The sequence below is a fragment of the Chthoniobacterales bacterium genome (genome assembly GCA_039930045.1).
In the GTDB taxonomy this organism is placed as follows: domain Bacteria; phylum Verrucomicrobiota; class Verrucomicrobiia; order Chthoniobacterales; family DASVRZ01; genus DASVRZ01.
On sequence record JBDSQB010000013.1, the window covers coordinates 1 to 13427 of the forward strand.

Consider the following 13427-nt stretch of genomic DNA (forward strand, 5'->3'; position numbering starts at 1 on the left):
CGATCACAAGAAACGCGAGCAAACGCCTAACGAGAACAAGATCAGCGACACGTAGGGAACGGCACTGGTCGTGCGTAAGCACGAACTGTGACGAGCCCGGAGTGTTCGCTGCAGCGCTTGGTTAGGCGTTTCGTTCATGAGGGAGCGGTGTCAAGGAACTGGGCTGAAAACAATCCGTAGCCGAAAAGGATGGAGCGCACGTTTCGGTTCGATGATTGCGAATTCAGCGTTGTGCTGGGATGATAGGGCTTCAACTTGTGGCTCAAACGTTCGATGGGCTTCGTCGTTGAGCTTGATCATGAGTCCCGTATAGCCATGCCGACGTGCTGAACTGATGAGCGCCGCTAAGTTCTGAGAATGCGAGGTGCCAATCTGAAGGTCTGGGTCCCAATACCCGTCAACTACGACCGACGCATTGAGTCGAGCTCCGAAGGCAGCGAACGTGCTGATTGGCGGTGGATTGTTGTAGCGTCCTCGGAGGGCGCTTTCATAATTGATATCCAGTATTCCGCCTGTATGTCTGAATTCGATTGGCATAGACTAAGAAGCATACGCTACAAGGTGCGCGGAATCGCCTAACGAGTAAAAGCTCAGCGACGCTTTGGGAGTGGCGCGAGGGCTGCGCAAGCAGAACTCGTGACGCGCCCGAAGTGTTCGCTGCAGCGCTTGGTTAGGCCATTGTGAGTTATGGAGCATTTCGTTCTTTCCAGTGCGAATGTACGCTCTCGAGGAAGAGGCGCACAATCTCACAGTTGCTTCGGTTGGCTTGGTCAGGAAGGGAGGGAGGATCGAAACGTTCGTCACCAACAAAAGACATCGCCGCGATGTCGCCACGCTCAGAGGAGAGGAGAACCCGAATTTCGTGTAGAACGAGTTCGGCAGACCAGCCCATCGGAATATCTGCAAAAGAGCGAATCACCCAGAGCTCCGATAGGTCCGCAAGGGCTTGGGTGAGCCCGGCGCGTCCGTAGATGTGCTCGTAAAGTCGATGATCGGGACGTTCTTCGTTCACAGAAAGCGCGTGGAATGGCCTAACGTATCAAGCTCAGCGACACGGAGAGGAATGGCGCGTCGGGTGCGAAAGCAGCCGATGTGCCGAGCCCGGAGTGTTCGCTGCAGCGCTTGGTTAGGCGGGAGGGTGAGCATGGAAAGCAGTTATTCGACACGCATTGATAACGCAAAAACTGTGAAAAAGGAGATTATAGCCGAAAGAATGAAGCCTGTGCGTGCGAGTCTAGGATTAAGTCGATTGAGCATGAATGAGCAAAGAATCATGACGGGAATGCCTGCAGCGAATAGCTTAAATAGCATGAAAAACGTTGAATCTCGAAGTGAAAAATGGCGAAAGGATTGACCTGCGATACACAGGAAAATGAACGAAATCCAATAGCCGCAGATAATGTAAAATATGGCTTTAAGCACAAAGAAAGAGCAGTGCAGAAACGCCTAACGAGTATTAGACGGCAACATGCCGTCTTTAATTACGGCATGTTGCCGTCTATTTCTGCTGGTCGTCATGGTAGTGCCTGTTTAAAGACTGCAGGATTCGGAACTGAACCTTGTTAGAGTTTCAACTTCGCCAACTCCCCGTGCTGGCCTCTTAACGCTCCGCGCATCACCCCTTTGAGTTCTTTCATCCAGGCGCGCAGTTGGTGTAGGCCCCGTCGCGGTCTTTGGTGGTGGTGACGGCTCCGCCGCTGGCGGCGTTGCGTTTGGCTTCGTCGCTGGTGAGGCCTTTGACTTGGGCCAGCAAGGTGGCGAGGCGGGCGGGGGCGTAGTTGCGGAGGGTCATCTTCGCGGTGTAGGGCGCGAGGCCGGAATTCGTATAGCTGGTGGTGGCCAGGGTAACGAAACGGTCCACGTCTTCGGGCACGTCGCCGGTGAGGCCGAGGCTGGTGCGGTCGGCCTGGTCGGGGAAGGAGGCGCGGGCGATGAGACGGTAGGCGGCGTAATCGGCGCGGACGGTTTTCTCGGTGACGACGAGGGTATCCTGATCGTCTTCCTTCTGGCCCATGCCCAATTGGCGGCCCTGCACTTTGCCGCCGAGCGCGGTAACGTAGCCGCTGCCGAGGGTGAGTGCCGCATCGTCGTAGCCGTGGCCCACGGCGACGGCCTTCAGCGTGGCGTCATTGAGCAGGGTATCGAGGAAGGTGGCGGCCTCATTGGCGTAGTTGGTGATTTTCTTGTCCTGCTCCGCGTTGTGGCGTTTTTCGGGCTGGGAGCCGCTGTTGGCGGATGTGGGGTCGATGGGATCAGACATAAGTTGGGAATATTGGCTGCGTGAATGGATGTTTTAGCCGGAAGAAAGACCACCGGGGCCGTTCGGCTGATTCGCGGAGGATGGGCAAATCCGTGGAACGAAGCAATCTTTTTGGTCTCGCAGCAAGAAAAAAGCAGGTCGGCAGATGTTTGGAGCGCTCCGTCAGGTGTTTTGAAGCACTCCGTCAGGTGTTTGAAGCGCTCCGTCAGGTGTTTGAAGCACTCCGTCAGGTGTTTGAAGTGCTCCGGCAGGTGTTTGAAGCGCTCCGGCGGCCATTGCAACTCCGCCCGCAGCCCGGCAGCGGATCAGTCGCGGAAGTTTTTAAAGGCGAGCGACACCTCGAAGTCCTTGCTCCGCAAAAACGCAATCACGCCCTGCAAATCGTCGCGGCTTTTGCCCGTTACCCGGATCTGCCGCTCTTGCAATGTGCTCTGGACCTTGGGCTGATTCGCCTTGATCGCCTTGGAAATTTCCTTGGCCTTCTCGCCGTCGAGCCCCTGTTTCACCACCAAGTCCTGCTTCGCGTGCCCGAGCGGAGAAATGACCGGGTCCTGGCGGTCGATGTTGCGCAGATCGACGTTTCGTTTGGCCAGTTTGCCGACCACGATGTCGTGCAACCCTTTCAGCCGCGACCCGTCCTCCGCCGAAAGCTCGATGACGTTTTCCTTGGTGAAATCGATCTTCGCCGAACTGCCCTTGAAGTCGAAGCGCGTGGCCAGTTCCTTGCGCGCCTGGTCGAGGGCGTTGAGAATTTCCTGTTTATCGACCTCGGAGACCACGTCAAAAGTAGGCATGTCGCCAGTGTGGAAAATTTCCCTGCCGAGAGCAAGCTGCTAGCGCCGCTCCACGCTCACCATGCAAACGTCGTCCTCGAAGCCGACCTCCGCATTCGTGATCACGTCGTCCAGCACGGCATCCATCAGGCTGGCAGTCTCCAATCCGACCTTGGAACTGACCGTTTCCAGCAATCTTTGCGGGCCGTATTCCTCTCCGTCGCCGCAGGAAACCTCAAACACGCCATCGGTGAAAAGCAGGATCGCGTCGCCCGACTCCAAGTGGAATCGACACGTCGGATAACGCGCGCTTTCCAGCAGCCCCAAGATGGGACCGTGACTCGGATCGTAGCTGGTCAAGAGCGCTGCCCGTCCGTTTGCCCGGTCGATATGAATGGGACTCGGATGGCCCGCGCTACAGAACTCCACGGCTCCCGTTTCCGAGTCCACCGTGAGGTAAAATCCCGTGCAGAGCATGGGGTCCTCCACCCGCTGGAGGAGTCTTTTCAGACCCGTATTGAGCCCGCCCAAAAACTCGCTCGGGCTGTGCGACACCTGCCGCAAATCCTCGCAAAGCGTGCGCACGATCGCCGTCACCAGCGCCGCGCTCGGGCCGTGGCCCATCACATCGCAAATCAGCACGCCCGCCTTGGTCGGGGAAACGGTGAAGATCGTAAAGAAATCGCCGCCGACCGCCTGCTCGGGAATGTAGCGGTGATCGAAGTGCAGCAGGCTGGTTTCCGCCGTCGCCTGCGGGGGAAATTTCGGATATTGCCGGGGCAGCAAGGCGAGTTGGATTTCTCTCGCGAGAGCCAGATTGGAGGCCATCTGCATCTCCTTTTTCATCAGCTCCGCCGTGGTGATTTTCAGGTGATTGCGCTCGGCTTCCAGCGCCTGCTCCATTTCCTGAAGCTTGGTAATGTCGTGGGAAATGCCAAACGTCCCGACGATGCGTCCGTTGCGGGAGCGAAGCGGCATTTTCGTGGTCAACACCCAGGCGACGCGACCGTCGGCGAAGGTTTCGCGCTCGGTTTTTTGAATGGCCGGGAGCTGTTTGCTGATGAGCATTTGCTCGTCGTCGAAGGCTGGCTGGGCGTGTTCCCAGGTGAAAAAATGGAAGTCGGTCTTGCCGATGATGTCCTTCGGATCTTTCAACTGGAAACTCTCCGCCATGGAGCGATTGACGCGGATGAACCGGCTTTTGCGGTCCTTGAAATAGATGTGCTCGGGGATGTTTTCCAGCAGGTTGTCGAAGAGATCGACGTGCTGGCGGGCCTCATTGCGCCGGCCATGATGCACGATGGCGCAGCGGATGGATTTCTCCAGCAATTCGGTGGTCAGCGCGTCCTCGGTCAGATAATCCTGTGCGCCCTGCTCGACGGCGGTGAACCCAAACTGCGCCACGCTTTTTTCCAGCGTAATGATCGGCACTTCGGGTGTCTGCGTGTGCAATTCGTCGAAGGCGCTCAGTCCGACGCGATCCTCCAAGTCCAAGCTGAGGAGCACGACGTCGATTTGCTTGTTGGCCGCCGCGTCGATCACCTCGTCGAGCGTGGCGAAACGGGTGGTGTGAAAGGCGACATCGCGGCTGGAGAACGCCAGCAACTCGCGCACGCGCCGGGCAAATGTAGGAAACGGATGAGCAATGCCGACGGAAATCGAGACAGGGGTATCTTTTTTAGACGACATTCTGGAAAGAGATTGGCCCTCGGTATGAACCAGTGGGGGAACTAACATAGTCCATTTAGGTCAACAAACGAGGCTGGGTTGAAAGAAAAAAATCACAAAAAAAGGCGCGTCCCTTGCAGAACGCGCCCTGTTTTTGAGTTGAGTCTGACTTAGACGCCTGCGGTCTCGGCCACGACTGCGCCGGCGGCTTCGTTGCGATCTTTCATCGCAGCTTTGCGGCTGAGTTTGATGCGGCCCTTGTCATCGATGCCGATGCATTTCACCCAAATGACGTCGCCCATGTTGACCACGTCGGTGACGAGGTTCACGCGGAAGTCGGCCAGCTCGGAAACGTGGCAGAGGCCGTCTTTACCAGGGAGAACTTCGACGAAAGCGCCGAATTCCTTGATCGAAACGACGCGGCCCTGGTAGGTCTCGCCGATCTCGATTTCCTTGGTCATGCCGTTGATGATCTGCTTGGCGCGAGCCAGGCTGTCGCCGTTGTTCGAGTAAATGTGGACGGTGCCGTCGTCATCGATGTTAATCTCAGCGCCGGTCTCAGCGACGATGCCCTTAATGGTTTTGCCACCAGGCCCGATGAGGAGGCCGATCTTGTCGGGAGCGATCTTGATCGTCTCGATGCGAGGAGCGTATTTGCTGAGTTCCTTGCGAGGACCGGCAATGGCGGAAGCCATCACATCGAGGATCTGGCCGCGGCCAGCTTTCGCCTCGTGGATCGCCTGGAAGAGGATGCTGTGAGGCAGGCCGGGGAGCTTCAAGTCGAGTTGGAATCCAGTCACACCTTCGCTGGTGCCACAGAGTTTGAAATCCATGTCGCCGAAGTGATCCTCGGAGCCGATGATATCCATCAAAGTCGAATAGCGGCTCATGGTTTCGCCTTCAAACTCGGTGACGAGTCCGACGGAAATACCCGCCACGGGACGAATCAACGGAACGCCAGCGTCGAGCAACGCCATCACGCCGGAGCAGACGGACGCCATCGAAGTGGAGCCATTGGATTCCATGACTTCGCTGCTTACGCGGAGGGCGTAAGGGAAGACATCGACCGCTGGAATGACCGGGCGAATGGAGCGCTCGGCAAGTGCGCCGTGTCCGATTTCGCGGCGGCTAGTGGAGCCAGTGCGGCCAGTTTCGCCGACCGAAAACGGCGGGAAGTTGTAATGCAGGATGAAACGCTTGGTCGTCTCGCCGCCAGTGTAGCCGTCGAGGTTTTGCGCCTCGTCGGTTGGGGCCAAAGTCGCGAGCGCGAGGGCCTGGGTTTCACCGCGCTGGAAGAGAGCGGAACCGTGCGAACGCGGGAGCAAACCAACTTCGGCACTAAGCGTGCGGATGGAAACGAGGTCGCGTCCGTCGCAGCGAGTTTTGCGCTCGAGGATGGATTTGCGGAATGCCTTCTTTTGAAGGTAATCGAAGGCCTGGCCGATCTCGAATTTGCCCGCTTCGGGATATTTCTCGAGGATGGCGGCGGTGACTTCGGTTTTCAAAGCGCCAACGGCCACGCCACGAGCGACTTTGCTCGGAGTGTAAAGGGCGGCTTCGATGCGATCACCAGCGACGCTATAGGCGATTTCGAGCAGATCGTCTTTCACTTCGAGCAGCTTGACCGCACGTTTCGGCTTGCCAGCAATGCGGGCGAGTTCGATTTGAGCCTGGCAGAGCTTGGCGGCTTCGATATGGGCGAATTCGAGGGCCTTGATGAAGTCGTCTTCCGGCATTTCGCTGGCCGCGCCTTCAATCATGATGACGTCATTGAGCGTGCCGACATAAACGAGGTCGAGGTCGCTCTCGAGCATCTCGCCATTGGTTGGGTTGACGACAAATTCGCCACCGACGCGACCGACGCGCACGGCACCAATCGGGCCGGCGAACGGAATATCGGACACCATCAGGGCCGCCGAAGCGCCGTTGATGCTGAGCATATCGGGATCCACTTCACCGTCCGCGCTGAGGAGGATGGTGATGATCTGGGTGTCGTAGAAATAATTTTTCGGGAACAACGGACGCAACGGGCGATCCGTCATGCGGGCGGTGAGGATTTCCTTCTCGGAAGGACGGCCCTCGCGCTTAAAGTAACCACCGGGGAATTTGCCGACGGCAGCCGCTTTTTCACGGTAATCGACGGTCAGCGGGAAGAAGTCCTGGCCTTCTTTAATGGAAGTGGCGGAAACGGCGGAAACCATGACGATGGTTTCGCCGCTGCGGACGATGACGGCACCGTCGGCGAGCTTGGCAATTTTGCCAGTTTCGATGGTGATGGGATTGGCTCCAACGAGAGCCGTTACTTGATGGGGTGCTTGTGACATGAGTGTCTTTCTATTTGGAAATGGCCCACCCGCCTGCTGTGTCTGGCCGACTCTGACTCACAGGTTTTAATCTCGAAAAAAAGGCCAGATGCGCTGGCGGTTTCGGGACTAAAACCTAGGACTCAGATCGGAAATCCAGACGGCGAGGGTGCCGGGGTTGTTGTTTGTTTTACGTTATTGCGAAACCGGGCCGAACTTCAGTTAAAACCAAAGAGCGGCCCGGGAATCGGCAATAAAAATGGTCCGTTACTTACGGAGGTTGAGCTTCTCGATGAGGTTCTTGTAACGCTCAGCCGAGGTGCGCTTCAGATAATCGAGCAAGCTGCGGCGCTGGGCGACGAGTTTGAGCAGACCGTAGCGGGAATGGTGATCCTTGGTGTGCGTTTTGAGGTGCTCAGTCAGGTAAGTGATGCGGGAGGTGATGAGCGCGACTTGAACGTCGGCGCTGCCAGTGTCGCCTTCGTGCAATTGGAAAGGCTTGAGGTCGGTGGGTGTAGCGGTGTTTGCCATAATTTCGAGAGCCTTCGATTATGAATGATTTAAGATGGAATGCAAATGGAAGTTCGGAAAATGAATCGAATGGAAGTCGAACCTATTTTTGCGCAGCAGAAACTGCCGGAGCCGGGTGCTCGAAAACGATTTTTCGGCGGCCGAAAATATCGCCGACATCGAAAAAGCTGACGTAGGCCAGAAAACCCATGATCACGTAGGCGCAGGCGGTCTGCAGGCCGACGAGCACTTTCGTATTCACCGGGCGACGACGCGCGGCCTCGACCAGCGCCAAAGTGATGTGACCCCCATCCAAAACCGGTATCGGCAGCATGTTCATAATCGCCAAGTTGACGTTCAAAACGACGCTAAACCAGAGCGCCATCTGCCAGCCGTATTCGTTTTGAAAGAGCCGGTAATAAACATTCATGATGCCCACCGGACCCGACAAATGCTGGAGGCCCACGTCCGATCCTTTGGTGAAAAGCGCGTTCACCGTGTTGACCAAAGTCATCCCCGCTGCCTTCAACTGCGTGATCGGACCATCATGCACCATCTGGACTCGGCCCATGCCGTCCCAAGTGATTCCCGCGAGCGAATCCTGAGCCCAGCCGACGCCAATCATGGGGTTTTTGATCGTTTTTGGGCGATCCGGGAGCGCTGGTTTGACTTTGACCTGACTCACCGCGCCATTGCGCTTTAACTCGAGTGTGAGCACCTGATCCTTCGCTGCCTGGACGGCATTGAGCACGGCATAAGAACTGAAAACCGGCTTGCCATCGACCGCCATCACGCGATCTCCGGGCTGCACTCCGGCGACTTGGCCGGGGCTGTTGGTCATCACGGTTTCGACCTGCGGACCTTCGACTTGGATTGGGATCGGGAGCCTTTTCCCATCGCGCTCTACATCGAAAGTCACCGACGCCAGCGGGTTCGCGCTCAGCCATTGGTCGAGTCCTTCCGGACTGTAAACTTTCTGGCCGTTGATGCCGACGATGTAATCTTTTACCTGCAAACCAGCCTTCGCGGCGGCAGAGTTAGCGGCGATTTTGGCGATGCGCGGCGTCTCGGCGGGACCGACGCCGACGGTGCGGAACCCGGCGCGCTGCCAGATTTCGTGGTCCTGTTTTTCAAATTTCGAGGTCTTCTTGGTCTGAGTTCCATTGCGCTCAACGACGAAATCAATCGTGCTGCCCTGGCTCTTGATCACGTTCCAACTGATGCTTTCGCTCATGCCGCCGAAGCGTTTGACGCGTTCGCCATCGACTGTGAGCACTTTGTCACCCGGCAGCAGTCCGGCTTTTTCCGCAGAAGAATCCGGCGCGACAAATCCAATCGTCGTGCCGACTTCGCCCTCGTTTTGCGGACGGCCAATCGTGTAAACGATGAGTGCAAAAACACAGGCCAGCAGCACGCTGAAAAGCGGCCCGGCAAAGGCGACGATGATCTTGTCGAGCGCGGAAATCGGCGGCAATTGCTCGCGCGGCGTTTCCACTTTTCCCTCCATCACTTCCATTGGAGCCATCTGCGGCAGGGCGACAAATCCGCCTGCGGGAATCGTGCCCAGGCTGTATTCGACGCCGCCGATGGTGCGTTTCCAAAGGGGTTTGCCAAACCAGATGCCAAACTTTTCCACCACGAGTCCGCGCCAGCGAGCCGCCAGAAAGTGGCCGAGCTCATGGACGATGATCATGAGGTTAAAAATGAGGACGACTTCAAGCAGGATGAAGACGAATTTCAGGATTTCAGGGATGGACATTTAGAGAGTTTGGGCAGCGGCGCGGGCTTCGGCGTCGGCGTTTAGGATAGTGGGAAGGTCGGGGTTTGCAACGGGTCGGTGCGCCTGCATGACGCTGGCGACGATCCGCCAGATGTCGGGGAATGAGACAGCGCCGGAGAGGAAACGTTCGACTGCGACTTCGTTGGCGGCGTTGAAGACGGCAGGCAGCGTTCCCCCGGTTTCCCCGGCGGCGCGGGCGAGATCGAGCGCGGGAAAATCGGCCGTGCGCGGCGCTTCAAACGTGAGCTGGCCGAGAGCGGCAAAGTCGAGCGGACGCAGGTTATTCGCGAGTCGGTCGGGGTAAGTCACGGCGTATTGGATCGGGAATCCCATGTCGCTGTGGCTCATCTGCGCGAGAACGGAGCCGTCCACAAATTCGACCATCGAATGGATGATGCTTTGCGGATGAACGACGACATCGACCTTCGACATCGGGGTGTCGAAAAGCCAGCGGGCCTCGATCATTTCGAGGCCTTTATTAAAGAGCGTGGCGGAGTCGATGGTGATCTTGCGGCCCATGTCCCAGGTCGGATGTTTGAGAGCTTGCTCGATGGTAACTCGAGCTAGATCGCACTGCGGCGTCTGGCGAAATGGACCGCCGGATGCGGTGAGAATGAGTCGCCGAACTGTCGCAGGATCGCGGTTTTCGAGACATTGAAAAATGGCATTGTGCTCGCTATCGACTGGCAGCACGCGAACGCCTTTTTCGCGCGCCTTCCGCATGACGATTTCACCGGCCATGACGAGGATTTCCTTGCTGGCGACGGCAATGTCCTTGCCCGCTTCGATGGCGGCCAGAGCGGGCGCGAGGCCGCCGGTGCCGACGATGGCGATGAGGACCATGTCGGCCTCAGGCAGCGTGGCGAGTGCGATCAAACCCGACTCACCGAAAAATGTCTGCGTTCCATTCGGCAGCGAGAGTTCGCCGCGTTTCGTTTCATCCACCAGACAAACCGCAGTCGGATGGAACTCGGCTGCGTTTTCGGAGAGTCGAGTTCCATTCACATGGGCCGACATTCCGACAATCCGCATCCGATCCGGAATCTGGCGCGCAATCCGCATCGCGCTCTGCCCAATCGAGCCGGTCGCGCCCAAAACGACGACGCGCTTCATAGCGGCAGGATGACCAGCCGGAGGTAGAAATAAAGCAGCGGCGCGGTGAAAAGCAGGCTGTCGATCAGGTCCAGCGAACCACCGATTCCCGGGAGAAAACTGCCGGAATCCTTCACGTTGGCGCTGCGTTTGATGAGCGATTCGCCGAGGTCACCGATGATCGCCGCGAAACCGAGCGAGAGCCCGAGCACGATGCAGTGCTCCAAGTTTAGCAACGACAATTTCTGCGGCAGCAGCTTCCACAAGCCGACACTGGCAATCAGCGAAAAGCCCAGCGCACCGAAGAAACCCTCCCACGTTTTCGCCGGGCTAATGTGCGGCACGAGCTTGTGTTTTCCGATCAGGCTGCCCGTGATGTAGGCGCCCATGTCGCTAAATTTCGTCACGACCAGCAGGTAGAGCAGGTAGAATTGACCTCCAATCGAATGGTCGGCATTGCGCGGGACGATATAGACGACCTTGATGATGAAACTGAAGAGCCAGACGACGTAGAGCAGCCCGAAAATCGTGTAAGCCATCGTCTCAATCGGCGACGGGTCGCGCGTTTTCTGAAACATCTGCCGCGCAAACACGCCGAGCATGAAGCACATCAGGATCGCCAGCTCGAAATCGTAGGCACTCGGCGGGCCGTTTCTTTGGCTCCAATAGTAACCTCCCGTGAGCATGGCCAGGCCGCAGATCATGCCGAAGATCTTGAAATTGGGCCGCTGCGACGCGTCGAGCATCGTAAAAAATTCCCAGAGTGCGATCAGACCCAGCCCGGAAATGATCAGATAAATCCCCGGCTCCCAGCCCATCAGGATCGTCCCGAGGATCACCACCCAGAGAGTGAGCGTGCTGGCCAGCCGGCGGAAAAAAATGGATTTCTTGGAGCTGGTCATGGATCGGAAAACGCGGGGGACGGGATTTCATAGGCAAGCCCGGCGCATCTTGCAAATGAATAGTCCCCACGCCCGCGTCGGTTGACACATCCCGGACTCGCCATTCTATTTCGCCTCATGCCCGAAGAACTCGTTCTCTACGTCAAAAAAACCTGCCCCTGGTGCATCGCGGCGGAGAGCTGGCTCGATCAAAAAGGCTACGCCTATCGCGAGATCGATGTGAATCAGAGCCAGGCGAGTTACAGTGAAATGCAGAAAATTTCCGGTCAGCGCTTCGTTCCCACATTGGTCGTCGGCGACAAACACCTTGCCGATTTCGACACCGCCCAGCTTGAGCAATTTCTAAAAACGGAAGACATCCGGCCCGCGAAGTAATAGCCATGATGCCCCTCTCTTCAGCCCTGGCGTTGCTCGTCGGCGTCGGCGTGCTCGGCCTGGCCTTCCGCACGGTGGCGCATCCCATCGCGCAAAAACTGGCGGTGCTCTGTCTTTTCGGCGTCTCCTTTCTCATCGGCTGGCTGCCCGGCGGCAGCGTCTGGATGGGATTTGTCTGCCTCAGCATCTGGCTCCTGCTTCCGTGGCTGGAAATTCTCACCCGCGTGCGCCGTCTGCGCCTGCCGATGGACAAGACGTTGGAAAGCAAACGTCCGCCCTCGCGCGAGTTGTTTCCCGATCTCGATGAGCTGACCGAGGAGATCGAGTCGAATCATTTCGCGCATGTCGAGGACACGGGCTGGGACTGGGAAAACCAGGCGCAGTTTTTCCGGCTCTTCTATCGCGAGAAGGAAAAAATGCAGGCCGCGATCTGCTCGATCGACCAGGATCAGGTGGCGTTTTTCTATCTGTCGCTCTCGACGCGCACGACCGACGGCAAGCTCTGGACGACTTGGAATTATCCATTCTCCACGGCGCTGAAACCGTCGCCAAACTTGCAGCTCAACCGCGTCGCGCCGATGTCGGATTTCGTCACGATGATCAGCCAGCACGAGTCGTTTCTGGCAAAGAACCACGTCAACGCCGAGAGCACGATGGAACTCAACGCCGAGACGATGCTCGAAGGCATGCAGACCGATTTGCGGCAGCAGATCGACCACAACTTGCGCGCCGGCGTGCTCCTGCCATCGGAGGAAGGCAAGGTCCGCTACTCCTGGCGCGGGCTGTTTTTCATCTGGTGCCAGTTCATCTGGGACTTCGTGCGGCTGTAAAAAACTTGCCGTTGGCGCGGGAAAACGTCATACCACTTCGAGTCATATCTAACTCGCATGGACACGCCTCCCCCACCCCCGCTCGCCACCGGCAGCGATGATAAAATCTGGATCATCCTCTGCCATCTTTCGCTCATCATCGGAGTCGGATTTATCCTGCCGCTGATCGTTTATTTCGTAAAGAAACAGGACTCGCCACTCACCGCCGAACACGCCCGGGAAGCGCTGAATTTCCACATTAGCGTCTATCTTTACGCCTTCGTCTCATTCCTGCTCTGCTTCATCTTCATCGGAGTTCCGTTGTTATTCATCCTCGGCATCGGCTCTGTGATCTGCAGCATCGTCGCCTGCATTAAAGCCTCCGACGGCCAGTTCTATCGCTACCCGCTAACTCTTAGATTCGTCTAACATTCCGATGTTTGTCAAACGCTAGGACTTCCGGCTGCGGCGGATCATTTTTTTTCGGCGCTGCCTTTTTCACAGGCAGCGGATTTTCTAAAAACCGATACGATTTAGGTTGTAATCCTAACTTGCGATAGGAACGCAGCGCCGCGCGATTTTCCTTCTCCACGTAGAGCCGGATGCCTGCCACGTTTCCCTGCCGCTCGGCCATTTCCTGAATGTAGCCGTGGATTTTGCTGAAGACGCCCTGCCGACGCATCGCGGGATCGACATAGACGCTCTGCAACCACCACCACTGACGGTTTAGCCAGTCGCTCCATTCAAAAGTGATCATGGCCATGCCCACGATTTTTTTCCCGTTGTCGGCGACGATGTAGAAGCCGTGTTTCGGTTCTCCTAACAATGTGCGCACCCCCACGCCGACGAGCCGGCGATTGAGCGTGCGCTGCTCGGTTTCACGCGCCAAAGCCACATTGAAGCTCGCGATTTTCGACGCGTCTTCCGGAGTGGCGGGGCGAATGACCAGATTCAC

General features: G+C 57.3%; 13 protein-coding genes. 3 read left to right on the forward strand and 10 right to left on the reverse strand.

The window, feature by feature from the left end:
• Window positions 1–685: 685 nt before the first annotated feature.
• From ABIT76_10090 to ABIT76_10130, 9 genes are all read right to left on the reverse strand, one after another.
• The gene (locus ABIT76_10090; protein MEO7933495.1) at window positions 686–1012 is read right to left on the reverse strand and encodes a hypothetical protein; all 327 of its coding nucleotides are present in this window, start codon (window positions 1010–1012) and stop codon (window positions 686–688) included.
• A 621-nt stretch (window positions 1013–1633) separates the two neighbouring features.
• The gene (locus tag ABIT76_10095; protein MEO7933496.1) at window positions 1634–2260 is read right to left on the reverse strand and encodes a hypothetical protein; all 627 of its coding nucleotides are present in this window, start codon (window positions 2258–2260) and stop codon (window positions 1634–1636) included.
• Window positions 2261–2565: 305 nt separating this feature from the next.
• A complete protein-coding gene (locus ABIT76_10100; GenBank protein ID MEO7933497.1) occupies window positions 2566–3054 on the reverse strand; it encodes a YajQ family cyclic di-GMP-binding protein in 489 nt (162 codons plus the stop codon).
• A 39-nt stretch (window positions 3055–3093) separates the two neighbouring features.
• A complete protein-coding gene (locus tag ABIT76_10105; GenBank protein MEO7933498.1) occupies window positions 3094–4722 on the reverse strand; it encodes a SpoIIE family protein phosphatase in 1629 nt (542 codons plus the stop codon).
• Window positions 4723–4871: 149 nt separating this feature from the next.
• Window positions 4872–7025 carry a polyribonucleotide nucleotidyltransferase gene (locus tag ABIT76_10110; protein MEO7933499.1) on the reverse strand — a complete coding sequence of 718 codons (2154 nt, stop codon included), beginning with the start codon at window positions 7023–7025 and terminating at the stop codon, window positions 4872–4874.
• Window positions 7026–7271: 246 nt separating this feature from the next.
• Window positions 7272–7535 (reverse strand): 30S ribosomal protein S15, encoded by a 264-nt coding sequence (gene rpsO, locus ABIT76_10115; protein ID MEO7933500.1) that lies wholly within the window; start codon window positions 7533–7535, stop codon window positions 7272–7274.
• An 82-nt stretch (window positions 7536–7617) separates the two neighbouring features.
• Window positions 7618–9273 carry an RIP metalloprotease RseP gene (gene rseP, locus ABIT76_10120; protein MEO7933501.1) on the reverse strand — a complete coding sequence of 552 codons (1656 nt, stop codon included), beginning with the start codon at window positions 9271–9273 and terminating at the stop codon, window positions 7618–7620.
• The gene (locus tag ABIT76_10125; GenBank protein ID MEO7933502.1) at window positions 9274–10407 is read right to left on the reverse strand and encodes a 1-deoxy-D-xylulose-5-phosphate reductoisomerase; all 1134 of its coding nucleotides are present in this window, start codon (window positions 10405–10407) and stop codon (window positions 9274–9276) included. It abuts the gene before it with no gap.
• The gene (locus tag ABIT76_10130; GenBank protein ID MEO7933503.1) at window positions 10404–11288 is read right to left on the reverse strand and encodes a phosphatidate cytidylyltransferase; all 885 of its coding nucleotides are present in this window, start codon (window positions 11286–11288) and stop codon (window positions 10404–10406) included. Before ABIT76_10130 ends, ABIT76_10125 begins: the two co-directional genes overlap by 4 nt.
• 117 nt (window positions 11289–11405) lie before the next feature.
• Here ABIT76_10130 and ABIT76_10135 point away from each other — a divergent pair, with 117 nt between their 5' ends.
• Genes ABIT76_10135 through ABIT76_10145 form a run of 3 tightly spaced genes read left to right on the forward strand, consistent with a single transcriptional unit; the run spans window position 11406 to window position 12901 of the window.
• Window positions 11406–11663: a glutaredoxin family protein gene (locus ABIT76_10135; protein ID MEO7933504.1), complete on the forward strand. Its 258-nt coding sequence runs from the start codon at window positions 11406–11408 to the stop codon at window positions 11661–11663.
• Between the two features lie 5 nt (window positions 11664–11668).
• Window positions 11669–12493: a hypothetical protein gene (locus ABIT76_10140; protein MEO7933505.1), complete on the forward strand. Its 825-nt coding sequence runs from the start codon at window positions 11669–11671 to the stop codon at window positions 12491–12493.
• A 57-nt stretch (window positions 12494–12550) separates the two neighbouring features.
• Window positions 12551–12901 carry a DUF4870 domain-containing protein gene (locus ABIT76_10145; GenBank protein ID MEO7933506.1) on the forward strand — a complete coding sequence of 117 codons (351 nt, stop codon included), beginning with the start codon at window positions 12551–12553 and terminating at the stop codon, window positions 12899–12901.
• On the opposite strand, the gene ABIT76_10150 is transcribed toward ABIT76_10145, so the two are convergent.
• Entirely contained in the window at window positions 12888–13427 is a 540-nt protein-coding gene (locus ABIT76_10150; protein ID MEO7933507.1) for a GNAT family N-acetyltransferase, read from the reverse strand. The genes ABIT76_10145 and ABIT76_10150 overlap by 14 nt on opposite strands.